We start from the raw sequence: 23838 nt of genomic DNA, 5'->3' as shown, positions 1-23838 counted from the left end.
CGGAAGGACGTTCATGCACGACAACCGAGGCGACCTCGGCATCACCGGCGTCACCCGCAGACGGATCCTCACGGGTGCGGCCGCGCTGGGCGGCGCCGCGCTACTGACCCGCCCGCAGAGCGCGTACGCGGCCGGCGGCGCCCCGTTCGACACCGCTCCCGCCGCAGCCGCGCTGCAGCGGCTGCTTCCCGACCACCACCGGCAGGTCACCCTGCGGGCGGTCGACGACGGCACCGACCGCTTCCGGGTCACCGGCCGGGCCGGGCACATTGCGGTGGCGGGCACCAGCACCGGCGTGCTGCTGGCGGGCCTCCACACCTACCTGCGGCGGACCGCGCACGCCTCCGTCTCCTGGACCGGCGAGCAGCTGAACCTGCCGCACACCCTGCCCGCGCCCGCCGGGGAGATCACGGGAACGGCCAATGTGCCCCACCGGTTCGCCTTCAACGACACCAACGAGGGCTACACCGGCGCCTACCGCGACTGGGACGCCTGGCAGCACGAGCTGGACGTGCTTGCCCTGCACGGAGTCAACCGGGTCCTCGTCTACATGGGCGGCGACGCGGTGTACTACGACACCTTCCGCCGCTTCGGCTACTCCGACGCCGCGCTGCGCGCCTGGATCCCGACCCCCGCCCACCAGCCCTGGTGGCTGCTGCAGAACATGTCGGGCTTCGGCGGACCGATCTCCCGGCAGCTCATCGAGCGACGTGCCGCGCTCGCCGAGAAGATCGTCGACCGGGTCCGTGACCTGGGCATGACGCCGGTCCTGCCGGGCTACTACGGCACCGTCCCGGACGACTTCCCGGCCAAGCACGGCGGGGACGCGGCGGTGGTGGCGCAGGGCACCTGGGGCGCCTTCAAACGCCCCGACTGGCTCGACCCGCGCACCACTGCCTTCGACGACGTGGCCGCCGCGTTCTACCGGGCCCAGACGCAACGGTTCGGCGCGAGCACGATGTACAAGATGGACCTGCTGCACGAGGGCGGCAACCCCGGTGACGTGCCGGTGGACGAGGCCGCCAAGGCCGTCGAGGCGGCGCTGCAGAAGGCCCACCCGGGGGCCGTCTGGGCGATTCTCGGCTGGCAGACCAACCCGTCCAAGGCGCTGCTCGACGGCGTCGACAAGAGCCGGATGCTGATCGTGGACGGGCTCTCGGACCGCTACACCACCGTCACCGACCGGGAGAGCGACTGGGGCGACACGCCGTACGCCTTCGGCAGCATCTGGAACTTCGGCGGCCACACCCCGACGGGCGCCAACGCCCCGGACTGGGTGGAGCAGTACCCCAAGTGGCGTGACAAGGAGGGCAGTTCACTCGCCGGTATCGCGGCGATGCCGGAGGCCGCCAACAACAACGCACCCGCCCTCGCCCTCCTCACCGATCTGGCCTGGACACCCGGCACCGTCGATCTGGACAACTGGTTCGCCGCGTACGCCGTCTCCCGCTACGGCGGCCCCGACCGGCACGCCGCCGCCGCCTGGCAGACCATCCGCGACACCGCGTACAACATGTCCCGCGCGGACTCCTGGAGCGAGGCACCCGACGGCCTGTTCGGCGCCCGGCCGAGCCTGACGGCGAACAAGGCCGCCGCCTGGGGCCCGGAGAAGGACCGCTACGACACCACGGTCTTCGACAGCGCGCTCACCGAACTCCTCGCCGTACGCGGGGAGTTGAGGGACAGCTCGGCCTACCGGTACGACGTCGTCGACGTGGCCCGTCAGGTCCTGTCCAACCGCAGCCGGGTCCTGCTGCCGCAGATCAAGGCAGCGTACGACGCCGGGGAGAAGGCCCTGTTCGGCAGGTTGACCGGGACCTGGCTGGGCTGGATGGACCTCCTCGACGACCTGCTGGGGACCTCCGGGCAGCATCTGCTCGGGCCGTGGCTCGCCGACGCCCGCTCCTGGGGCGCCGACCGGGCCGAGAAGGACCGCCTGGAATACGACGTCCGCTCCCTCCTCACCACCTGGGGCGGACGCGCCAGCAGCGACGAGGGCCTGCACGACTACGCGAACCGGGAGTGGTCCGGGCTGGTCGGCGGCCTGTACCGGACCCGCTGGAGGACGTACTTCGACGCACTCGCCACGGGAAAGGACCCGGCGACGATCGACTGGTTCGCCCTGGAGGACCGCTGGGCGCACGGGCACGAGACGCACCCGACCGTGCCCCACGGTTCCGAGTACGCCCTGGCCCGCCGCGTGCGCGACCTGCTCGCCGGCACTCCCCATCAGGCGGCCCTCAGCGCGGGGGCCGACCGGGGAGCGGTGGCCGAGGGCCGGCCCGCGACGGTGACGGTCACCTTCACGAACAGGAACGGGTTCGCGACGGCACGCGACGTGGCCCTCTCCGTCACGGCCCCCGAGGGCATGGCGGTGAAGCCGCTCGATCCGGTGCGTACGGCGTCGGTGGCCTCCGGCGAGACGATCACCGCTCGCTTCGAGGTCTCGTTGGCGGGCAAGCCGACGCACCTGGTCGGCCAGGTCGTCGCGGCGGCGGCCTACGCGGGCGGTGGGAAGGCGGTCGCGCCGGTCCGGCTGGTGACCGCGGCCGGGGTCGGCGACCCGTACCGCACGGTCTCCTACAACGACGCCGTGTTCGGCCAGGCCGGCGACGAGATCGCCGTCGAGGGTGCCGGGGCCGACCTGTGGGGCGCCACCAACGAGTTCGGGGCGGTGTACCGGGCGGGCGTGTACGGCGACAAAACCGTGGCCGAGGTCACGGTCACGTCGCAGGACGCGACCGGGGGCTGGGCGCGGGCGGGCCTCGTCGTCCGCAACGACCTGGGCACCCAGGGGAGCACGGGCTATGTGAACCTTGCGGTCACACCGTCCAACGGCTGTGCGCTCAGCTGGGACACCGACGGTGACGGCCACTTCGACTCGATCGCGCTGTCAGGCTCGTTCACCGCCCCGGTGCGGCTGCGACTGACCAGGTCCGGCGCCTCGTACACCGGTCAGGCCAGCACGGACGGCATCACCTGGACGACGGTGGGCAGTGCCACTCCGGGAGGCGCGGCCGCCGCACAGGACGTCGGGGTCTTCATGACCGCAGCCAACGGATGGACCGGCACACGGGGCAGTGCCACGTTCGACGCATTCACGGTGACCTGATCCCTGCGACCGCGCACCTTGACCGGGTCAAGGTGCGCCACAGCCCCGTCAAGTGCGCTGGTCCCCAACCGGTCCCCAAGAATGATCAAGGGGTCGTTTCAGATCTCCTCTGAAACGACCCCTGACCTACGACTTCGAAAAGTCGGGACGACAGGATTTGAACCTGCGACCCCTTGACCCCCAGTCAAGTGCGCTACCAAGCTGCGCCACGTCCCGGTCGCGTCGCACCCGGTCGGTCGGGTGAACGCGCAGGTAAACCTTACCGCATGCGCCGGGTCACTTCGGCGGCGTCGGGGTGTCGTGGGTGCGGTACATCGCCTGGATGTCCAGCTCCAGCTGGACCGTGGGACCGACGACCGCGATGCCCCGGGCGAGCATGCTGCGCCAGTTCAACGTGTAGTCCTCGCGGTGCAGTTCGGCCGTGGCGAGGGCCGCGCAGCGGAGTTCCTCCGCGTAGCCGCCGTTGACGGTGCCCAGGTAGGTGGTGTCCAGGTTCACCGAGCGGCTCACACCGTGCATCGTGAGCGAGCCCTGCAGGGTCCACTTGCTGCCGCCCCGGTACGCGAACCGGGTGCTGGTGAAGTCGATGTACGGGTAGCGCTCCACGTCGAGGAAGTCACCGGAGCGCAGATGGGTGTCCCGCGTGGTGTTGCCGGTGGTGATGCTGGACGCGTCGATGCGGACTTGGACCTTGGACTCGGTCACCTCCTGGGCGATCTGGATGCCGCCCTGGAAGCGTTCGAACCGGCCGTGCACATGGGCCATGCCGACGTGCTTGGCGATGAAGCGGATCGCGGTGTGCGGCGGGTCGAAGAGCCAGGTGCCGGGCGGCGGGAGTTCCTGGGCGCGGCCGGGCTGGAGCCACACGCGTTCGGTGGGCGCGGCGGTCCCGGCGGCGATCTCCACCGTCTCCTGGTGCGGCTGGAGTCCCTGGGCCGAGACGAGGAGGCTGTAGCGCCCGGGCGGCAGTGCGGCGAGGAAGAAGCCGTACGGGTCGGTCGTACCGGAGGCGGTGACGCGGTGCGAGTCCAGGGCCGTCACCGTGACCTCGGCGGACGCCATGGGCGAGCCCATCGGGTCGACGATCTCACGGCCGAGGCCGCCGGCGCCGGGTGGGAGGGGGAGCGAGAGGCCCGCCGCCGGGGCGGAGGCGCCTTGGGGCAGCCAGCGCCTGAGCAGTGCGAGGGCCATGGTGATCACCTTTCTTCACAGCAGTCGTGCTCCGCCGATCCTGAAGGCTTCGTCGTCCCCGCGGGTGTCTCATATCGAGACACCCGTTCAGCCGCCTTCCGCGTAGCGGCGGACGATCGGCTCCAGATAGTCCGCGTGCGGGCCCGCCAGGTCCGGGAGTCGGTCCGGGGAGCAGATCAGGGCGATGCGGTTCAGTTCCGGTTCGCGGCCCTGTGCCGTCTCCGCGGCCACCACGTTCTCGAATCGTTCGCGCAGGCGCGCCTCCGGGAGGGACGGGGCGCGGAACAGGACGCCGACGCTGCCGTTCCCGGCGCGGGTGACGTTCCAGTACGTGAGGTCTTCGGGCGGGACGTCGATGCCGGCCTCCTCGCCCAACTCCCGTGCGGCGTGGCGGCGCAGGGCCTCGAAGTCGAGGGGGTCGTCGCCGTCCGGCGGTTCGACGGATCCTCCCGGCAGTTGCCAACGTCCCGGCGCCGCGGTGGAGTTCGACATGCGTCCGACCAACAGCCGCCCGTCGTCGGCGGGTTGGAGGACGGAGGCGAAGAGGGCCGGCATCGACGAGGCGTGGCCCGGGACGCGTCGCAGGGCGAAATGCCGGTACGTCGTTCTGACCCAGGACACGACCAGGTCGTACGGGCCCTCCCGTTCCGCGCCCGCGCACACCACGACCGGCCCGTCGAAGAAACTCGGGTTGGCACGCACCAGGTCGTCCCAGGCCCGGTTCATGGCGAGCCGCTCCTCGGGGGTGAGCCGAGGAGCGGCTGATTCGACGAGCCTGAGCCGGTGGACGTCCAGGAGTTCGGCGCCGGGGCGCCGCGCGCTCTGTTCGATCATCGGCTCATGCCGGCACACCGGCCGGGTCAGTTGAGGGCGCCGGGAGCCATCACCGACGCTTCCTCCTCCGCCTTCAGGAGCGCCGACTCGGAGGTGCCGACGGTCGTTCCTCCGCCACGGCCGGCCCGCCGTGCCGGCACCAGGAGCGCGGCCAGCGCGGCGCCGAGGAGCAGCACCGCGAGCAGCGCGAATCCGTGGGTGTACCCGGAGCCGTACGGCAGGCCGGATGCCTGGAGCCGGCCGGTGACCAGGACGCTGGTCACCGCGGCGCCGATGGAGCCGCCGATGGTGCGGATGTTGGCGTTCATGCCGGTCGCGGCGCCGGTCTGCTCGGGCGGGACGCTGCCGACGATGAGGTTGGCCATGGAGGCGAAGGCGAGTCCGATGCCGAGGCCGAAGATGCCCGCGACGAGGGCGATCTGCCACTGCTGGTCGTGCCAGAGGGCGAGGATCCCGCAGGCGACCGCGCCGAGTGCGGCACCGGTGGTGAGCAGCGCCTTGGCGCCGACGACGGGCTCCAGCCGGCCGCTGAGCACACCGGAGACGAACATCGCGACCAGCATGGGCAGCATGAGGAGCCCGGACGCGGTGACGCTGGCACCGAAGCCGTAGCCGGCGGACGCGGGGGTCTGGACGAAGCCGGGCAGGAAGGACCAGATCGAGTACATGCCCGCGCCGAAGAGCAGCGCGGCGGTGTTGGTGGTCCACACGGAGGGCAGGCGCATCACCTTGAGGTCGATGAGCGGGCTGCGGGAGCGGGCCTCGGCGTACAGCCAGGCCGCGAAGAGTACGACGGCCGCGGCGAACAGGCCCACGACCCGGATGGAGCCCCAGCCCCACCGGCTCGCCTGGCTGAGCGGGAGCAGCAGAGCGACCAGCCAGCCCGAAAGGAGCACGGCGCCGGACCAGTTGACGCTTCCGTCGGCGCGGCTCGGCGACTCGGGGACGTAGCGCAGGGCGATGAGGGTGGTGACGGCGACGATGGCGACGGGGAACCAGAACAGCCAGCGGTAGTCGAGCGCGGACACGATGGGTCCGGCGGCCACCATGCCGACACCGCCGCCGGCGGCGATCACGGCGGACAGGTTGCTGATGCTGCCCGGGACCTGGGACGCGTCGAACTCGTCGCGGATGATGCCGAAGGAGAGCGGGAACAGCGCGCCGCCGATGCCCTGGACGACCCGGGCGACGATCAGTACGCCGATGTTGGGCGCGAGCGCTGCGACGAGACAGCCGGCCAGGACGGCCAGCAGGACGGCGACGAGCGTGCGTTTCTTGCCGATCAGGTCGCCGACGCGGCCGAGTATCGGGGTGAAGACCGAGGCTGACAGCAGATAGGCCGTCATCACCCAGGTCGCGGTGGACTGGGAGGTGTGCAGCGCGTGCTGGACGGTCGGCAGGGCCGGCGCGATCAGCGACTGCAGCATGGAGAAGACGCCCGCTCCCGTCGCGAGGACCGCGAAGGTGAGGCGGGTGGTGGATGTGCGGGGCATGGAGAGCCTCTCCGAAACAAGCGGGCAGGGCACGTCCGCACGCACACGTGCACGGCGGTACGCACCGGCCACTGCTAAAGTGGAGGTACCCCTCCACCATAGCGGAGGCATACCTCCGGTTCAACCGAGTCCGCCCGGGAGGCACCAGTGACGGCCCAGCCGTTCCCCGTCAGCGAAATCGTCGCGGCCCAGCGCCCCCACCGAAGGGACGCCGCCAGAAACTACGACGCCCTGCTGGCCGCCGCCCGCGAGGCCTTCGCGGAGCACGGCGCGGAAGCCTCGCTGGAGGACGTCGCGAGACGCGCGGGCGTCGGCATCGGCACGCTCTACCGCAACTTCCCGACCCGCCGGGCCCTCTTCGAGAGCGTCTACGCGGACGAGGTGAACTCCCTGTGCCAGGCCGCCCTGGACTTCGCCGGCCTGGAGCCGTGGGAGGCGCTGACGTCGTGGCTGAACCGTTTCGCGGGCTACATGGTGACCAAGCAGGCGGTGCGCCAGGCGTTGGAGAACGACTCGGAGATCTTCGGGACCTGCCGCGAGTCGATGTTCTCGGCGGGCGGCCCGCTGTTCGAGCGCGCGCAGAAGGCGGGCGTGGCCCGCACCGACATGGACTTCGGTGATCTGCTGCGGATGGTCGCCGGCATCACCGGGACGACGTTCGTGGACGACACCCAGCGCGACCGGGTCCTGGCGATCGCGCTGGACGGCGTCCGCACGAACCACTGACCACCGTCCGCACGAACCGCTGACTACACGGGGGCGGTTCCCTCGTACGCCGCCCGCAGCAGCGCGAGCACCCGTCCTCGGTGACCGGGCGGGGGTTGGCGTACGCCTGGCTCACCGCCTGCGCCGCCGCCGTCGCCAAGTCACCTTCCTTCAGGCCGAGTTCGGCGAGCGAGCGCGGTGCGTCGAGCCGCCGCGCCAGATTCCACAGGGCGCGCGGAGCTTCCTCGGCGTCCAGCGCACGGGCCACGGCGGCCGCCGCCTCCGGCGCCGCGGGCGCGTTGTACGCCAGCGCGTACGGCAGCACCACCGTGTGCGTCTCCGCGTGCGGCAGGCCGAAGGTGCCGCCGAGGACATGGCACAGCTTGTGATGGAGGCCCATGGTCGTGGCGCCGAGGCACGAACCGCACAACCAGGCCCCGTACAGCGCACGGCTCCGGGCCTCCAACGACCGCGGCTCGGCGGCCAGTTCGGGGAGCGCGTCCGCCAGCGCCCCCAGGCCCTCCTCCGCCATCATCGCGATCAACGGCGAGGTGTCCGGGGCGTACAGGGCCTCCACGGCGTGCGCGATCGCGTTGATGCCGCTGGTCACCGTGAGCGGTACGGGGAGTTCCAGGGTGAGTTCGGGGTCGTAGACGACGCTGCGGGGCCGGGCGGCGGGGTCGCGGCCGGTGCGTTTGGCGCCGTGTTCGGTGAGGCCCCAGACCGGGGTCATCTCCGAGCCGGAGTAGGTGGAGGGCACGGCGATCAGCGGCAGGCCGGTGCGCAGGGCGATGGCTTTGCCGAGGCCGATCGACGAGCCGCCGCCGACCGCGACACACCCGTCGGCGCCCAGCGAGCGCGCCAACTCGACGGCGCGGTCGGCGACTTCGACCGGGACGTGCATCTTCGCCTCGGCGTGCACCCCGGCACACGCGTCGCCCAGCGAGTCGGCGACGGCCCGAGCGGTGTCGGCGCCACGGGCACCGGAGAGCACCAACACCCGTCGCAGGCCCAGCCGTTCGGCCTCACCGGCGGTCGCGGTCAGTGCCGCGCCGGGGCGGAAGACGACCCGCATGGGCTGGGCCTCGTAGGCGAAGTCGAGGAAGCCCCTCACGAGCGCCGCTCCAGTACGAGGTCGAACTGTGCGAGCCGGAAGGGGTTGTCGATGCCGAACTCACGTGCCAGGGACGGGTCTTCGGTCGGGGTGAAGTCCTCGACGAGGCTCTGCTTGACTGCGAAGACGGCGTCGGAGTCGAGGTAGTCGCTGCCCGCGACGAAGATGTGGGTGGTGACGGGGGTGTGGCCGTCGGCCGAGGCGATGAAGTGGATGTGGGCGGGGCGGTAGGGATGGCGGCCGGTCGCCCTGAGGAGGTCGCCGACCGGGCCGTCCGTGGGGATGGGGTACGGGCTCGGCACACAGGTGCGGAACCAGAAGCGGCCCTCGGCGTCGGCGGTGAACAACCCCCGTCCGTTGCCCGCGGGTTGGACGTCCGGGCGCTGTACGTCGTAGAAGCCGTTGCCGTCGGCCTGCCACACGTCGAGGAGGGCGCCGGGGAGCGGGGTGCCGTCCCCCGACACGATCCGGCCGCTGACCACGCAGGGCTCGCCGCCGCCCACCAGGTCGATGTTCGCGCCGAGTTCACGGACCGGCGACTCGGTCATGTGGAAGGGGCCGAGGACCGTCGACTCGGTGGCGCCGGCCTCGCGGTCGCCGTTGATGGTCTCCACGAGCATCGACAGGCCGAGCACGTCCGACAGGAGGATGAACTCCTGCCGGGTGTCCGTGCAGGCCTGCCCGGTCTCCGTCAGAAAGCCGATCGCCCGCTCCCACTCCGCCTGGGTCAGCCGGGTTTCCAGCGCGAACGCGTGCAGATGCCGGATCAGGCCCGACAGCAGTTCGTGCAGGCGCGGGTCGGCGGTGTCCCGCAGACTCGCGACGGCCTCGTCCGTGACGGTGGCGTGAGTGGTCATTTACGGCTCCCTACCGGATACGAAATGTCAGCCGTGCCCGAGGATGCGGCGCAGCGCGTCCGTGAGCAACTGTTCGGCGTTCTCGGCCGCGTCGGCGTGGCGGAAGGCGACGTAGCCGTCGGGGCGGACGAGCAGGACGCCCCCGTCGGAGATCTCGCTCAGGCGGGCCCAGTCGCCGTACGGGTCCTCGTACTGCTGTCCGGGGCCGACGGTGACCGTGGCGATGTCGAGGGGCTGGGACTCGGCCGCGCGCAGCCAGGTCTCGCCGCCGATGCCGGTGAGGAGGGTGAAGCGGCCCTTGCCGACGGTGTCGAGGGTGGAGACGGTGCGGGTACCCGAGGTGATCCAGGCGTGCGGCAGCTTGGCGCCGGGGCGGGAGCTCGGCTGGTGGTACAGCTCCCGGTCGCGGTCGAAGCCGGGGTCGGGCGTGCCGTCGGGGACGATCGCGTCGGACGTGTAGCGCTGGTTGAGGTCGACGCCGTGCGCGTTGAACTCGTAGACCTTGTAGGCGATCGCCTCGCGCAGCGCGGCCCGCTGCTTCTCCGCGGCCTCGGTGGCGTCCTTGCGGGCCTCGATGTTGGCCCACAGCTGCTCGGGGGTCTGCGGGGAGAGTCCGTCGAGCGCCTCGAAGATCGGGGCGGTCTCACCGATGGACTTGTTGGCGCGGGTGACGATCTGCTTGCCGACGGGCGCGCGTTCGGCGTCGTAGGTGTCGAGCAGCTTCGGCGTGGCGGTCCCGTCGAGGACCAGCTTCAGCTTCCAGGCCAGGTTGTAGGCGTCCTGGATCGAGGTGTTGGAGCCGAGCCCGTTGGACGGCGGGTGGCGGTGCACGGCGTCCCCGGCGCACAGGACGCGGCCGTTGGAGTAGGTCTCGGCGTACATCTCGTTGACCGTCCACGCCGAGGACGACTTGATGGTCACGGCGATGTCGTCGTCGCCGACCAGCTGCCGTACGACGGACAGCGCGTACTCCTCGGTGAGGTCGGGGGCGCCGGTGCTCACGTCGTAGCCCCACACGATCAGCCACTCGTTCCAGGGGCTGACACAGCGCACCAGACCCGCGCCGATGCCGCCGACGGTGGCGCCGGGGGCGAGCACCCAGTAGAGGGTGGAGGGGCGGTGGGCGGTGTACTTCGTGAGGTCCGCCTCGAAGACGATGTTGATGCTGCCCGCGACCCCCATCTGGCCGCCCATCGGCAGCCCGGCGTCCTCGGCGACCTGGGAGCGGCCGCCGTCGGCGCCGATGAGGTACTTGGCGCGGATCGTGTACTCGTCGCCGCGCAGCCGGTCCTCGACGGTGACCGTGACGCCGTCCTCGTCCTGGACGAAGGACTTGTAGACCGTGCTGAAGCGGACGTTCGAACCGCGCGCGAGCGCCGCGTCGATGAGCACCGGCTCCATCAGGTGCTGCGGCATGTCGCACATGCGGGTCGGGCTGGCCAGGTCGTGGGCGGCCTGGACGAGCGGGTCGTTGCCCCAGGAGCGGATCCGGCCGAGTTCCTCGCCGGCGAGGCTGGTGCAGAACGTGGTGTTGCCCATGAGGTTCTGCGGGGTCGCCTTGGCCAGCACCTCGTGCTCGACACCGAGGTCGCGCAGGACCTCCATGGTGCGCTGGTTGGTGATGTGCGCGCGGGGCGTCCTGGTGAGGCGCGAGTAGCGCGTGACGACGATGTGGGGTACGCCGTAGGTGCTCAGCGCCAGCGCGGCGGCGGCACCGGCCGGGCCGCTGCCCACGATCAGTACGTCGGTCTCGACAACGTGCACGGCGGGACGCTCCAGGGGGTGAGACAGGTTGAGACTGGGGTCAGAAAGACACCGACTCTTCACGATCATCATGCGGGCCGAACACCCTCGGGTGTCTCATTACGAGACAGTTACAGCCCCGCGGCGGCCGCCGTCACGGGCCCGATACGGTGTGAGGCGTCATGACCATCGTGGAGCACTCCCCCGCCCTCGCCCCGCTGCGCCAGGCGCGCGAGCGGTTCCTGACCGGCCGCCCGCTGCCCGACGGCGTCCCGGACGAGGTCCTCGCCGCGTGGCGGCGCGCCCGCTTCTTCGGCGTACGGCACGACCTCGACGGTCCGCTGCACGATCCCGGACCGTCCGTCGAATCAGCCCTGTTGGAAGCGGCGCGGCCGGTGCTTGAGCGCATCGCGCCGGCCCTCGGCGGGCACTCGGCGCTGCTGCTGACCGACGAGCGGCCGCGGGTGGTGTGGACGGCGGGCGAGGTGCCCGGCGGCGACCGGTGCCGCGACCTGTCCGAGCGGGCGGTGGGCCACAACAGCGCGGCGCTCGCCCTGCGTGCCCGGCGCCGGGCCGAGGTGCACGGCCCCGAGCACTTCCTCGACGTGTGGCAGGACGTGTCCGCGGTCAGCGTGCCGCTGTTCGCCCCGGAGACCGGACAGGCGCTCGGCACGGTGACGGTCGCCTCCGGCCTGTGCGCCGACTGCGGCCCGCATCCCGGTGCCGCCCTCGCGGAGGCCGCGGCCGTCGCGGTGGAGGCGGAACTCCTCGCCCGCTCCCGTACGGCCGAACGGGTGCTCCTCGACGCCTACACCCGCGCCGCGCACGGCCCCGGCCGCGCGGTCGTCGCCCTCGACGGCCGCAACCGCCTGATCAGCGAGGCCGCCGTCCGCCTCGCCACCCCCCAGGTCCTGGCCGCCCTGGAACGCGCGAGCACGAGCCAGGGGTCGTACGACGCGACGCTCCCCGACAACGCCGGGTGCACCGCCGCGATCACTCCCGTACGGCACGCAGGCCGCGTCCTCGGGATCGTCGCGGTGCTCGAGGCGCGGGCCGTCGAGGTGCCGCGTCCCGTTCCGCGCCCCGTCCTGGGGCTCGCGGGCGGCTCGGGGCCCTGGCGGCACGCGGTCGCGCGGGCGGTCGAGCTGGCCCGGGTCCCGGAGCCGCTGCTGCTGACCGGCGAGCGCGGTACCGGCAAGACCGCGCTGGCCCGTGAACTGCTCGGTGAGACCGTGCCGTTGGTCGCCGACGCCGCCGAGTCGCCGGAACTGGGCGTGAAGTACAGCGAGTTGGCCGACGGCCGCCCGTTGCTCCTGCGGCACGCCGAGCGGCTGGCGCAGCCCGATGTCGCCGCGCTCAACTCCCTGCTCGAAGAACATCCGGACGTGCGTCTGCTGGTCACCTACACGCCGGGCACTCCCCCGGGCCCCTGCTTCCAGCGCCTCCTCGACACACTGGCCGCCCGGTCGGTCGCCCTGCCCGCGCTGCGTGAACGCCGGGAGGACGTACGGGAGTTGCTGCCGGTCCTGGTGCCCCGGCCGGCCCCGGGACAGCCGCCGCTCAGCTGGACGCTGGACGCGTTGCGGGCCCTGGAGGAACACCCGTGGCCCGGCAACGTCACCGAACTCGCGCATGTCGTCAGGACGTTGGCGGAACACCGGCAGGTCACCGGTCCGGTGCGGCGGGCCGAACTCCCCGACCCCGTCCGGGAGGGACCCGCGGCCCGGCGGCTCAGCCCGATGGAGCACGCCGAACGCGCCGCGATCCTGGCCGCGTTGCGCCGGCACGGCGGCAACAAGGCGCGGGCGGCCGCCGCGCTGGGCATCGGGCGTGCGACCCTGTACCGCAAACTGCGCGGCTATCAGGGCGTCTCGTGAGCAGCAGATCGACCAGGTCCGTCCGAGACTGAACCCGCTTATTTGATCAGGGCGTTCGCCACGACCACGACCACGCCGAGCAGCGCGTCCACCGCCCCGATGGCTACAGCGAGGGTCCAACTCCGCGCCGACCAGCGGGCGGTGACCAGGCCCAGGCAGAACAGCAGCGCGATGTTGAGGACGAAGGCCGCGTACTCGACGCCGTTCGCGGGCCACCAGCCCCAGCCCGCCCCGGCGAGCAGCAGCACGGTGGGCAGCGCGGCGGCGACCAGCGGCCACTCGTCGCGCAGGGTGCGCAGGGCGTCCCAGCGGCGGTGCGGGGCACGCTCGGCGATGTAGTGGGCGTACCCGTGGGCGAGCGCCGAGGCGCCCGCGGTCACCAGCAGCCACACGGCGTCGTAGCGGCGGCTGCCCTTGGACGTGTGCCCGTACTGGGTGAGCGCGGCGACCATCGAGCAGGCGAGGACGGCGCCGTAGACGCCTCCGAAGAGGATGTTCTCCCGCGTGTCGTGCGAGTGCGGCTGCGGGTCGGGGACGGCCTCCGTGGTCTGCGCCATGCCCTCCACGATCACCCGGCGCCACCCGCGCCGCCACTCCGCGACGAAGTGTCCTCCCACCTGGGCCGATGTCCCACACAGTGTCCACATCCGGGCCCTGCCGGTCCGGGCTAGGGTCGCGGCATGACGCACAGTTTCGTTGTCCGCATCCCCGACGCCGAGCTCGAACCCGAGCCGCTGGACCCGGCGCAGATCGTCTCCGGTACGCCCGAGGTGACCGGGAAGGTGGTGTGGGAGTCCGAGGACGGGCGGCAGATCCGGGGGATCTGGCAGATCACCCCGGGTGTGGTCACCGACACGGAGGCGGACGAGCTGTTCGTCGTGATCAGCGGCTCGGCCACCATCGAGGTCGAGGGCGGCCAGACCCTTGAGGTCGGTCCCGGGGACATGGCCGTGCTGCGCGCGGGCGACCGTACGACGTGGACCGTGCACGAGACGCTGCGCAAGGCGTACGCGATCACCCTCTGACGATCGCTGTTGATCCTCAACGGGCCGCCGCCACCGGCATGTTGTAGGGCGTGACGACCTGGATCGCGGACGGCAGGGTCGGGCCGGCCGGCGGCAGCGCGTCCTGGGCGCGCATCACGATCCGGCAGGCCTCGCGGACGTCCTGGCGCAGGTCGTGGTGGAGGACCGCCGACAGCCGCTGCTCGTGCAGCAGCCGGGTGTTGTCGTGGTCGAGGTCGTGCGCGACGAACACGGCGCACTCGCGGCCCAGGTCGGCGAAGGCGCGCAGGGTCGCGATGTTGCCGCCGCCGATCGAGTAGACCGCGCGGATGTCCGGGTCGCGCTTGAGGGCGGCCCGGACCAGTTCGTACTGGGTGGCGTCCAGGCCGTGGCCCTCGGTGATCTCGACGAGGGACCGGTCCGGGTAGCGGGCGCGCATGGTGCTGCGGAAGCCCATCTCGCGCTCCTCCTCGTTGCGGAAGAAACCGCTGCTCAGGCTGGTGAGGACGTTGCCGGGGCGGTCGCCGAGCCACTGGCCCATCAGGTAGGCGGCGGTGGCGCCCGCGGCCCGGTTGTCGATGCCGACGTAGGCGAGACGGGCGCTCGCGGGCAGGTCGGTGACCAGGGTGACGACCGGGATACCGGCGGCGACGAGCCGGCCGACGGCCGCGGTGATCTCGGGGACGTCCGGCGCCTTCAGGATCACGCCCTGCGAGCCGCGCCGGGCGATCCGGTCCAGCGTTGCGACGAGTTCCTTCACCGGCGCGGTCTCCCGGAAGTGGAAGCGGGAGCGCACCACGGCCGGGTGCAGATCGGGCAGCTCCGCCTCCAGCGCCACCCGTACGGCCGTGGAGAAGCGCTCGGGCGTCTGCATCACGATGTCGATCATGAACGTACGTCCGACCAGTCTGACCTGGGTGCGCTGCCGGTCGAGATCCGCGATGGCCTGCCGGACCTCACGCACGGTGCTCTCGCGGACACCGCCCCTGGCGTTCAGAACCCGGTCCACGGTGGCCTCGCTGAGGCCCGCCTGACGTGCGATTTCCCTGATCGGGAAGGGGTGGCCCACCGGTCGTCTCCTTGAGGGGTTTTTGATGGCTCGCTGCCGGTTGTTCGAAGGGTTTGTACTGACAAGAATGACAGGACCGCACCACCACGTGACCCGAGGGGACGACGATGTCCTTCACATCCGAAGAGCGCCCCGCCTGGCTCACCGAGCGGGACTGCGATCTCGACGCCTTCCGCACGCTCGTCGAGCGGCCCACCGACCTCGGCGACTTCCCGTACGCGTCCTCGGTCGAGCGGAACGTCCTCGTCTACGACAGCGACCGGCTCCGCAAGACGGTGGCGGCCGGTGAGCGCCGCGAGGTGCAGGCCGAGCTCGTGCGGGTGTTCGCCGAGGGGCCCGGCATCATGGTCCTGCGGGACGCGTTCCCGGACCCACAGGTGGTGGACCGTGCGACCGAGGTCTTCGAGGCGCTGATCGCCGAGCAGCACGCCTCGGGCGCGGGCGCCGGGGACCACTTCGCGAAGCCGGGGGCCAACGACCGGGTGTGGAACGCCCTGGAGAAGGCCGCGCTCTACGACCCGGAGGCGTTCGCCGACTACTACGCGAACGACATGCTGGCCCTGGTGTCGGAGGCCTGGCTCGGCCCCGGCTACCAGGTCACCTCGCAGATCAACGTGGTCCACCCGGGCGGCGCGGCCCAGACCGCGCACCGCGACTACCACCTCGGCTTCCTCGGCAACGAGACCGCCGCCTGCTACCCGGCGCACGTCCACCGCCTCTCCCCCGTGCTCACCCTTCAAGGAGCCGTCGCGCACTGCGACATGCCGGTGGAGTCGGGGCCGACGATGTACCTGCCGCACTCGCAGAAGTACGAGCCGGGCTATCTGGCGTGGCGACTCCCCGAATTCCAGGCCTACTTCGAGGCCCACCACATCCAACTCCCGCTCGCCAAGGGCGATGCCGCGTTCTTCAACCCGGCGCTGTTCCACGCGGCCGGCACCAACCGCACCGCCGATGTGCGGCGCATGGCCAACCTGCTCCAGGTGTCCTCCGCGTTCGGGCGGGCGATGGAGACGGTGGACCGCGAGGCCGTCAGCAACGCGGTCTTCCCGGTGCTGCTCGGGCGGAAGGCCGAGGGTGTGGGCGAGGAGTGGCTGGACAGGGTCGTCGCGGCCAGTTCTGAGGGCTACCCCTTCCCCACCAACCTCGACAACGACCCGCCCGTCGAGGGGCTCGCCCCGCCCTCGCAGGCCGACATCGTGCGCCGCGCGGTGCGCGAGGGGTGGGCCCCGCAGGCGCTCCGCGGGGAGCTGCGGGCCGGCGCCGAGCGGCGCGAGAGCTGAGGCGCACCCCCGAACGACGTTCACCGTCTCGCGAGCAACCCCCCGCGAGAGACAGCAGCAAGAAACCCGCACCTCTCAAGAAAGCAAGAGCCCTCATGCGCATCGGAATCCTCGGCCTCGGCCGCATCGGCGCCTTCCACGCCGAGACCCTGTCCGGACTCGACGTGGTCGAGTCCCTCGTCGTGGCCGACCCGTTCGCGGAAGCCGCCAAGAAGGCCGGCGAACGGTTCGGCGCCGAGGTCGCGGACTCCCCCGAGGCCGTGCTGGCCGCCGGGGTCGACGGTGTCGTGGTGGCCGCGGCGACCGACGCCCACCCCGGCCTGATCCTGGCCGCCGTGGAGGCGGGCATCCCGGTCTTCTGCGAGAAGCCCGTCGCCAGGACGATGGCCGAGGGCGTCCAGGTCCTCAAGGCGGTCGAGGGCAGCGGTGTGCCGATCCAGATCGGCTACAACCGCCGCTTCGACACCGGCTTCGTCAACGCGCGCGCCGCCGTGCACTCCGGCGAACTGGGCAAGCTGCACACCGTGCGCTCCACCACCCTGGACCCGGCGCCGCCGCCCGCCGCGTACATCGCCGCCTCCGGTGGCATCTTCCGCGACTGTTCCGTGCACGACTTCGACATCATCCGCTGGGTCACCGGCCGTGAGGTCGTCGAGGTGTACGCGGTCGGCGGCAACCGGGGCGCCGAGTACATCAAGGAGGCGGGCGACGCCGACACCACCGGCGCCATCCTCACCCTGGACGACGGCACCATCGCGGTGGTCTCCAACTCCCGCCACAACGCCCGGGGTTACGACGTCCGCATGGAGATCCACGGCTTCACCGACTCCATCGCGGTCGGCCTGGAGGACAAGCTGCCGCTGCGCTCCGTGGAGCCCGGTGTGACCTTCCCCGCGGGTGTCCCGCACGACTTCTTCATGGACCGCTTCACCGCCGCCTACCGCGCCGAACTCACCGCGTTCACCGAGGTCGTGGCCGGCACCCGCACCTCCCCCTGCACCGTCGCCGACGCGCTGGAGGCCGGCTGGATCGCCGACGCCTGCACCCTGTCGCTGCACGAGCACCGCCCCGTCACCATCCAGGAGGTACGCGAAGCATGAGCGGTCCGGGCCGGGAACCACTGCGCATCGGAGTACTGGGAGCGGCTCGGATCACCGAGCAGTCCCTGATCGGGCCGGCCCGGACGACCGGCCACCGCCTCGTGGCGGTGGCCGCCCGCGACCGGGACCGCGCGGAGGCGTACGCCGCGGCGCACCGCGTCGAGCGGGTCGCGGACTCGTACGCCGACCTGATCGCCGACCCGGAGGTGGAGGTCGTCTACAACCCCCTCGCCAACGGTCTGCACGGACCGTGGAACCTCGCCGCGCTGGAGGCGGGCAAGCACGTCCTGTCGGAGAAGCCCTCGGCGAGCAACGCGGAGGAGGCGGCCGAGGTCCGGGAGGCCGCGACGAAGGCCGGCACGGTCTTCATGGAGGCCTTCCACTACCTCTTCCACCCGGTCACCCGCCGCCTGCACGAGTTGCTGGCCTCCGGCGAACTCGGCGAACTGCGGCACGTCGAGACGCTCGTGGCGATCCCGGCCCCGCCGGACACCGACCCGCGCTGGTCGCTCGACCTGGCCGGCGGCGCCGTCATGGACCTGGGCTGCTACAGCCTGCACGCCCAGCGCATGCTGGCCCCCTGGGCGGGCGGCGCGCCCCGGCTGGTCTCGGCCCGGGGCGGCGAGCGCGCGGGCGCACCGGGCGTCGACGAGTGGCTGGACGCCGATCTCGCCTTCCCGAGCGGCGCCACGGGCTCGGCCCGCTGCCACATGGCCTACGACGAGATGGTGATGAGCTGCCGGATCACCGGCAGCCGGGGCGAGGCGTTCGCGCCGAACTTCGTCCTCCCCCACCTGGACGACCGGGTCGTGATCCGCACGACGGACGGCGAACGCACGGAGCGGCTCGGCCGCCGCTCCTCGTACACCTACCAACTGGAGGCGTTCGCCGCCCGGTTGAGGAACGGCGCACCTCTGCCGCTGGGCCCGGACGACGCGGTCGCGACGATGACCCTCATCGACGAGTCCTACCGCGCGGCGGGCTTCGCGCCCCGGCCGCGGGTGTCGGATCTGCGGTAGACGAAGGTCGGGTACGGCTCCCCGACCACCCGCTCCCACGCCCGGACGACGTCGATGTCGTCCGGGCGTTCCGCGCGGGCCCGGGCGAACGCGATGACACACCGGGCGTGGACGTCTCCGGCGTCGGTTCGGCGGGTGAGGTCCAGCAGGGAGCGCAGGGCGGCCACCGCCTCCTCGGGCCGACCGGCGGCCAGCCGGTCCTGGACCTCGGTGTCGAGCGCGACGGCGAGAGCCGAGGCCGTGACGGCCAGTTCCGCCTCGACGCCGGGCACGCCGATCAGCTCGCTCAGGACGGCTTCGGCCTCCTCGTAGCGGGCGACGGCGGCGGTGTGGTCGCCCGCCAGGTCGAGGGCCCGGGCCAGGACCCTCAGGCGGCGTGCCGTCAGGGGACCGTGGGTCTCGCGGTCGGACTCGGCGAGCCGACGGGTGAGGGCGACCGCTTCGCGGGCGCTCGACACGGCCGACTCGGCGTCGTCTGCGCTCTGCTGACGGATGCTCAAATTGGCCAGGGCGCGGGCGAGTTGGTCCTCGCGGCGCCCGGAGCGCCGGTATGCGGCCACGGCCCGTTCCGTGTCCGCCACGGCCTTGAGGTGGTCGCCGCTTCGCCGGTGACAGCGGGCCAGGTCGTCCAGGGTGTCGGCGAGCAGCGGCTCGAAGACCTCCGGACGGTCGGCGGCGAGGCGGGTGTACAGCCCGGCCAGTTCCGTGAGGGTGGTCAACTGCTCGTCGTACGCTGCCGGTTCGTCGAGGACGAGGGCGAGGCAGCGCAGCGCCTCGGCGAGCAGCTCGGGCTGGTCGGCCAGTTCACGGGCCTCGGAGACCGCCTCGTCGGCGGCCGTGCGCGCGGCAGCGGGAGAGTCCGTCGCGCTGCGGCAGAAGGCCAGGTCCGTGAGGAGCCGGACGCGCAACGGCAGGACGAATTCCGGATAGAACCTCGCGATCGCCCCGTACACCTCGTCCCTCGCCTCGGGCCCGAGTGCCAAGGCCTCCTCGTATCGGCCGAGCGCCCGCAGTCCGCCGGCCAGCTCGACCAGTACCTGCGCCCGCAGCCGCAGGAAGCGCGACAACCGCCGCAGGGACATGGCCCGCAGGAGGGCGGCACACTCCAGGTACACGGCGACGGACTCCGCCGTACGGCCGGCGAGGGCGAACGCGAGGCCCTGCGTGCGCAGGGCGACCGGCAAGGCACCCAGGCTTCGGTCCCGCCGCGCGGGAGGCGGCGAGCCGCGGTACAACCGCACGCACTCACCGGCGAGTTCCTGGGCCTCCTCGGCCCGGCCGCCGAGGACGAGTGCCTGCGCCCGCGCGTGCAGGGCGCACGCGGTCAGGGCCGGGGACCTCCGCGCACCCGGCACACCCAGCGCCGCGTCCACGACGGTGCCGGCTTCCGCATACCGCTCCGCCAGCACCAGGGTGTGGGCGTGCACGACCAGTGCGCGGCTCAGCGCGTCCATGTGGTGTTGCCCGGGGCGGGTCTGCTCCGCCTTGGGGCGGTACAGGGCGACCGCTTCCTGGGCCCAGGCCGACCGGCGAGCGGGCGGCGGCAGGTGCAGCAGCGCCCAGCCGGGGACCGCGCAGTGCAGCAACGCGGCCCCGAGCAGCGGAACTCCCGGACCGGGAGCCAGGCGTGCCGTCACGCGCAACAACGGCAGCAGCATGCGGACCGGCCCCATCCGCGCCCCCCCTTTGTCGCCCGCGGTCAAGTAGGACTCAAGGCGAAGGACAACGGGGAACAGGCGGTGGTTGCGCCGGTCCCCCAAGAAGTGGCTATCGGTAGAACGCGGGCCGCTCCACCAACTCCACCTCCACCCGCACACCTTCCTCCAACGCCCGTACCCCCGCTTCGCACACGGCCGCCGACGCGTAGCCGTCCCAGGCGGTCGGGCCGGTGACCTCGCCGCGGCGGGTGGCGTCGACCCAGGTCTGGACCTCGCGGTCGTAGGCGTCTGCGAAGCGTTCGGTGAAGTCCTGGGCGATGGTGCCGCCCCAGCGGCCGGCCATGTTGGTGACCATGGCGTGGCCGTCGCCGATGCGGGCGGTGCCGCGTTCGCAGACGATCTCGGCCTGGACCTGGTAGCCGAAGCCGCAGTTGACGAACATCTCGACGTCGACGATCGCGCCGCCGTCGGTCTCGAAGACGACGAACTGCGGGTCCTGGAGGTCGTCCGGGGCGCTCGCGGAGGGGCGCGGGCGCAGCACCTGGACGGCCGTGATCTCGTGCCCGAGGAGCCAACGGGTCGCGTCGGTCTCGTGGGCCACGGAGTCGCTGATCAGCATGGAACTGGTGAAGAAGGGCGGGCTGGCCGCGTTGCGGTGCCGGTTGTGCAGCATCAGCGGTCGGCCCAACTGGCCTGTCTCCAGGAGGGACTTGAGCTTCATGTACTCGGCGTCGTAGCGTCGCATGAAGCCGACCTGGACCCGGCGGTGGCCGAGGCGCGCCTCGGCCTCCAGGACGCGCAGCGCGGAGGCCGCGTCGGGGGTGAGCGGCTTCTCGCACAGGACCGGGAGGTCGTGCTCGAAGGCCGTCAGCAGGGCCGCCTCGTGGGCGGGGCCCGGTGAGGCGATCAGGACCGCGTCGACGTCGGCCGCCGCCATCGCGGCGGCCGGGTCGGTGTACGCGGTGCAGCCCTCGATCCCGGACGCGATCCGTTTGGCGCGCTCGGCGTCGACGTCCACGACGGCGCTCACCCGGGCGCCGTTGACCACGTCCTCGATCCGGCGGACGTGGTCCGCCCCCATCTTTCCGGTTCCGACCACTGCCACTCCGAGCGTGTCGCGCGGGTTCATGGCCATCGGCCGTCCTTTCGGCTCGTCAGGGTCGTCACGTTGCTCACGTTCGTCAGGCGCCGCAGGAGCGGAGGAACTTGCGGGTGCGCTCCGCGATGGGGAGGGGCTTGTCCGGCTCGCACGGGTACATGTCCTGCTCGACGATCGCGAACAACTCGACGCCCAGGCGCTGCGCCGCGACCAGTACCGGCTCCAACTCCGGTACGCCGGACGGCGGTTCGCACATCACGCCACGCTGCACGGCCGGTCCGAACGGAATCTCGTTCCGGACGACGTCGGTGAGGATCTCCGGGTCGACCTGCTTGAGGTGCAGATAGCCGATGCGCTCGCCGTAGGTCTCGATCAGCTTGACGCTGTCGCCGCCGCAGTAGGCGTAGTGCCCCGTGTCCAGGCAGAGGTTGACCAGTTCGGAGTCGGTCGAGTCGAGGAAGTGCTCGACGTGGTCCTCCGTGTCGAGGTGGGTGTCGGCGTGCGGGTGGACGACGATGTCGAGCCCGTACGCCTCCTTGACCTCGTGCCCGAGGCGTTCCATGCCCTTGGTGAGGTGCGCCCACTGCTCGCCGGTCAGCTCCGGCGGCTCCAGGATCTCCGCGGTCTTGTCGTCCCGCCAGAAGGAGGGGATGACCACGAGGTGCTCGGCGCCCATCGCCTGGGTGAGTGCGGCCACTTGGCTCACGTGCTCCCAGGTGGCGTCCCAGACGGAGGGCCCGCGGTGCAGGCCGGTGAAGACCGTGCCCGCCGAGACCTTCAGGTCGCGGCGCGCGATCTCGTCCGTGAGCCGGGCCGGGTCCGTCGGCAGATAGCCGTAAGGACCCAGCTCGATCCACGAGTAGCCCGCCTGGGCGACCTCGTCCAAGAACCGCTGCCACGGCACCTGTTGGGGGTCGTCGGCGAACCACACGCCCCAGGAGTCGGGGGCGGAGCCCACCCGGATGCGGTCCAGAACGGGACGGTCGGGCATGTCAGGACGTCCCTTCGGAACCGCTGCCCGCCGAGGACTTGAGGTCCGTCTCCTCGGGGAGTTCATCGACGTCGACGCCGCGGACCTGGGACAACTCGTGCTTGAGTGCGGCGAGTTCGGTGCCGCCGGCCATGTGGTTGGTCAGCTCCTCCAGCGTGATCTCGCTGCGTTCGGCGGAGAGTTCCATCGTGCCCAGCCGCAGCACGCTGAAGTGGTCACCGACCATGTAGGCGTGGTGCGGGTTGTGCGTGATGAAGATGACCCCGAGACCGCGTTCGCGGGCCGCGGCCACGTACTTCAGCACCACACCCGACTGCTTGACACCCAGCGCGGCGGTCGGTTCGTCCAGGATCAGGACGCGGGCGCCGAAGTAGACGGCGCGGGCGATGGCCACGCACTGGCGCTGGCCGCCGGAGAGGGTGCCGATGGGCTGGTCGAGGTTGTCCAGGACGATGCCCATGTTGCGCAGTTCCTCGTCCGCGGTCTGCTTCATCCTCTCGATGTCGAGACGGCGCACGGGCCAGGGGCCGCGGGTCATCTCGGAGCCGAGGAAGAAGTTGCGCCACACCGGCATCAGCGGCACCACGGCCAGGTCCTGGTAGACGGTGGCGATACCGCGGTCCAGGGCCTGGCGCGGGGTGGTGAAGTGCACCGGCTCCCCGTCGACGAGGAACTCGCCCTCGGTGTGCTGGTGCAGCCCGGAGATGATCTTGATCAGCGTGGACTTGCCCGCGCCGTTGTCCCCCAGCACACACGTGACCTGGCCCGGACGGACCGCGAGGTTCACCCCGTGCAGGGCACGCACATTGCCGTAGGACTTGCCCGCGTTGCGGAGCTGGACGAGGGGATGGTCCCCGTCCGTGGGCGGCGTGTCGGTCAGGATCGCGCCGTGGGTGCCGGTCGTGTTGTCGGTCATCGAGGTCACCTCCGGGTCGCGGTGCGCTGCACCCACAGATTGATCATGACGGCGCCCAGCAGCATCACGCCCAGGAACGCCTTGAACCAGTCGGGATTCCAGCCGGCATAGACGATGCCCTGCTGGACCATGCCGAACATGAACGCCCCGAACACCGGGCCGATCGCCGAGCCGGCACCACCGGTCAGCAGACAGCCGCCGATGACGGCCGCGGAGATGTAGATCAGCTCCTGCCCGACACCCTCGCCGGACTGCACGGTGTTGAAGGAGAACAGCTGGTGCATCCCGATGAACCAGGCACCGAAGCCGACCAGCATGAACAGCGAGATCTTCGTGAACGCCACCGGCACACCGACAGCACGCGCACTGTCCTTGTTCCCGCCGACCGCGAAGACCCAGTTGCCGTACTTGGTGCGCAGCAGCACCCAGGTGGCGATCGCGGCGAACACCAGCCACCACACGATGGTGATCTTCACCTGGACGCCGCCGACATCAAAACTCGACGCGAAGACCTTCTTGGCCTGGTCGAAACCGTCCATGTTGCTGATGTCGTCGGTCGCCACGTTCCCGGTCACCAGCTTGGTGACCGCGAGATTGACACCCTGCAGGATCAGGAAGCTGCCCAAGGTGACCAGGAAGCTCGGCAGACCGGTCTTCACCACCAGCCAGCCGTTGAGGAAGCCGATCCCCAACGACACCAGCAGCGCGACGATCACACCGACCCACACGTTCATCGTGAGCTGGTAGCTGAGCATGCTCGCGGTCAGCGCGGA

General features: G+C 71.6%; 19 protein-coding genes, 1 tRNA gene and 1 pseudogene. 7 read left to right on the top strand and 14 right to left on the bottom strand.

The window, feature by feature from the left end; translation table 11 throughout:
- The first annotated feature begins 13 nt into the window (after positions 1-13).
- Entirely contained in the window at positions 14-3112 is a 3099-nt protein-coding gene (locus tag ACWDEW_RS45330; protein ID WP_450521695.1) for an alpha-N-acetylglucosaminidase, read from the top strand.
- A gap of 142 nt (positions 3113-3254) precedes the next feature.
- Here the strand turns inward: ACWDEW_RS45330 and ACWDEW_RS45325 are convergent.
- The 4 genes from ACWDEW_RS45325 to ACWDEW_RS45310 all read right to left on the bottom strand — a co-directional run bounded on the left by ACWDEW_RS45325 (position 3255) and on the right by ACWDEW_RS45310 (position 6630).
- A tRNA-Pro gene (locus ACWDEW_RS45325) sits at positions 3255-3328 on the bottom strand.
- 60 nt (positions 3329-3388) lie between these two features.
- Positions 3389-4303, bottom strand: coding sequence for a YceI family protein (locus tag ACWDEW_RS45320; protein WP_450521693.1), 915 nt, complete (start codon positions 4301-4303; stop codon positions 3389-3391).
- Between the two features lie 87 nt (positions 4304-4390).
- On the bottom strand, positions 4391-5137 hold the full coding sequence (locus ACWDEW_RS45315; RefSeq protein ID WP_450521691.1) for an NUDIX hydrolase: 747 nt from the start codon (positions 5135-5137) through the stop codon (positions 4391-4393).
- Between the two features lie 26 nt (positions 5138-5163).
- Entirely contained in the window at positions 5164-6630 is a 1467-nt protein-coding gene (locus ACWDEW_RS45310; protein ID WP_450521690.1) for an MFS transporter, read from the bottom strand.
- 147 nt (positions 6631-6777) lie between these two features.
- Between ACWDEW_RS45310 and ACWDEW_RS45305 the strand changes: the two genes are divergently transcribed.
- Complete coding sequence (locus ACWDEW_RS45305; protein WP_450521688.1) at positions 6778-7356, top strand: TetR/AcrR family transcriptional regulator; 579 nt, start codon at positions 6778-6780, stop codon at positions 7354-7356.
- A gap of 23 nt (positions 7357-7379) precedes the next feature.
- Here ACWDEW_RS45305 and ACWDEW_RS45300 read toward each other — a convergent pair.
- The 3 genes and pseudogenes from ACWDEW_RS45300 to ACWDEW_RS45290 all read right to left on the bottom strand — a co-directional run bounded on the left by ACWDEW_RS45300 (position 7380) and on the right by ACWDEW_RS45290 (position 11070).
- Positions 7380-8410 (bottom strand): annotated as a pseudogene (locus ACWDEW_RS45300) (maleylacetate reductase).
- Between the two features lie 35 nt (positions 8411-8445).
- Positions 8446-9306 carry an intradiol ring-cleavage dioxygenase gene (locus ACWDEW_RS45295; protein WP_450521686.1) on the bottom strand — a complete coding sequence of 287 codons (861 nt, stop codon included), beginning with the start codon at positions 9304-9306 and terminating at the stop codon, positions 8446-8448.
- 27 nt (positions 9307-9333) lie between these two features.
- Entirely contained in the window at positions 9334-11070 is a 1737-nt protein-coding gene (locus ACWDEW_RS45290) for an FAD-dependent oxidoreductase (protein ID WP_450521684.1), read from the bottom strand.
- A 161-nt stretch (positions 11071-11231) separates the two neighbouring features.
- On the opposite strand from ACWDEW_RS45290, the gene ACWDEW_RS45285 reads away from it, so the two are divergent.
- The gene (locus ACWDEW_RS45285; protein WP_450521682.1) at positions 11232-12926 is read left to right on the top strand and encodes a helix-turn-helix domain-containing protein; all 1695 of its coding nucleotides are present in this window, start codon (positions 11232-11234) and stop codon (positions 12924-12926) included.
- A 38-nt stretch (positions 12927-12964) separates the two neighbouring features.
- Here the strand turns inward: ACWDEW_RS45285 and ACWDEW_RS45280 are convergent, their stop codons facing one another.
- Positions 12965-13483: a hypothetical protein gene (locus tag ACWDEW_RS45280; protein ID WP_450521681.1), complete on the bottom strand. Its 519-nt coding sequence runs from the start codon at positions 13481-13483 to the stop codon at positions 12965-12967.
- Between the two features lie 123 nt (positions 13484-13606).
- On the opposite strand from ACWDEW_RS45280, the gene ACWDEW_RS45275 reads away from it, so the two are divergent.
- Complete coding sequence (locus ACWDEW_RS45275) at positions 13607-13951, top strand: cupin domain-containing protein (protein WP_450521679.1); 345 nt, start codon at positions 13607-13609, stop codon at positions 13949-13951.
- Positions 13952-13967: 16 nt separating this feature from the next.
- On the opposite strand, the gene ACWDEW_RS45270 is transcribed toward ACWDEW_RS45275, so the two are convergent.
- Positions 13968-14999 (bottom strand): LacI family DNA-binding transcriptional regulator, encoded by a 1032-nt coding sequence (locus ACWDEW_RS45270; protein ID WP_450521677.1) that lies wholly within the window; start codon positions 14997-14999, stop codon positions 13968-13970.
- A 107-nt stretch (positions 15000-15106) separates the two neighbouring features.
- Here ACWDEW_RS45270 and ACWDEW_RS45265 point away from each other — a divergent pair, with 107 nt between their 5' ends.
- The 3 genes from ACWDEW_RS45265 (at position 15107) to ACWDEW_RS45255 (ending at position 18401) form a co-directional block, all read left to right on the top strand.
- On the top strand, positions 15107-16282 hold the full coding sequence (locus ACWDEW_RS45265) for a phytanoyl-CoA dioxygenase family protein (RefSeq protein WP_450521675.1): 1176 nt from the start codon (positions 15107-15109) through the stop codon (positions 16280-16282).
- A gap of 95 nt (positions 16283-16377) precedes the next feature.
- The gene (locus ACWDEW_RS45260; protein WP_450521673.1) at positions 16378-17382 is read left to right on the top strand and encodes a Gfo/Idh/MocA family protein; all 1005 of its coding nucleotides are present in this window, start codon (positions 16378-16380) and stop codon (positions 17380-17382) included.
- Complete coding sequence (locus ACWDEW_RS45255) at positions 17379-18401, top strand: Gfo/Idh/MocA family protein (RefSeq protein ID WP_450521671.1); 1023 nt, start codon at positions 17379-17381, stop codon at positions 18399-18401. The genes ACWDEW_RS45260 and ACWDEW_RS45255 overlap by 4 nt, the downstream gene beginning before the upstream one ends.
- Here ACWDEW_RS45255 and ACWDEW_RS45250 read toward each other — a convergent pair.
- The 5 genes from ACWDEW_RS45250 to ACWDEW_RS45230 form a co-directional block, all read right to left on the bottom strand.
- Positions 18350-20074: a hypothetical protein gene (locus tag ACWDEW_RS45250; RefSeq protein ID WP_450521669.1), complete on the bottom strand. Its 1725-nt coding sequence runs from the start codon at positions 20072-20074 to the stop codon at positions 18350-18352. The two genes, ACWDEW_RS45255 and ACWDEW_RS45250, sit on opposite strands and share 52 nt — an antisense overlap.
- A gap of 94 nt (positions 20075-20168) precedes the next feature.
- Entirely contained in the window at positions 20169-21188 is a 1020-nt protein-coding gene (locus ACWDEW_RS45245) for a Gfo/Idh/MocA family protein (protein ID WP_450521667.1), read from the bottom strand.
- A 52-nt stretch (positions 21189-21240) separates the two neighbouring features.
- Positions 21241-22149 (bottom strand): sugar phosphate isomerase/epimerase family protein, encoded by a 909-nt coding sequence (locus ACWDEW_RS45240; protein WP_450521665.1) that lies wholly within the window; start codon positions 22147-22149, stop codon positions 21241-21243.
- Between the two features lies 1 nt (position 22150).
- A complete protein-coding gene (locus ACWDEW_RS45235) occupies positions 22151-23065 on the bottom strand; it encodes an ATP-binding cassette domain-containing protein (protein WP_450521663.1) in 915 nt (304 codons plus the stop codon).
- Positions 23066-23070: 5 nt separating this feature from the next.
- Positions 23071-23838: ABC transporter permease (locus ACWDEW_RS45230; protein WP_450521661.1), on the bottom strand; the 768-nt coding region annotated here is incomplete at its 5' end.

Source organism: Streptomyces sp. NPDC001100 (assembly GCF_053598575.1).
The sequence above is the reverse complement of the archived record's forward strand: the minus strand, read 5'-3'. Positions and strand labels throughout refer to the sequence as shown.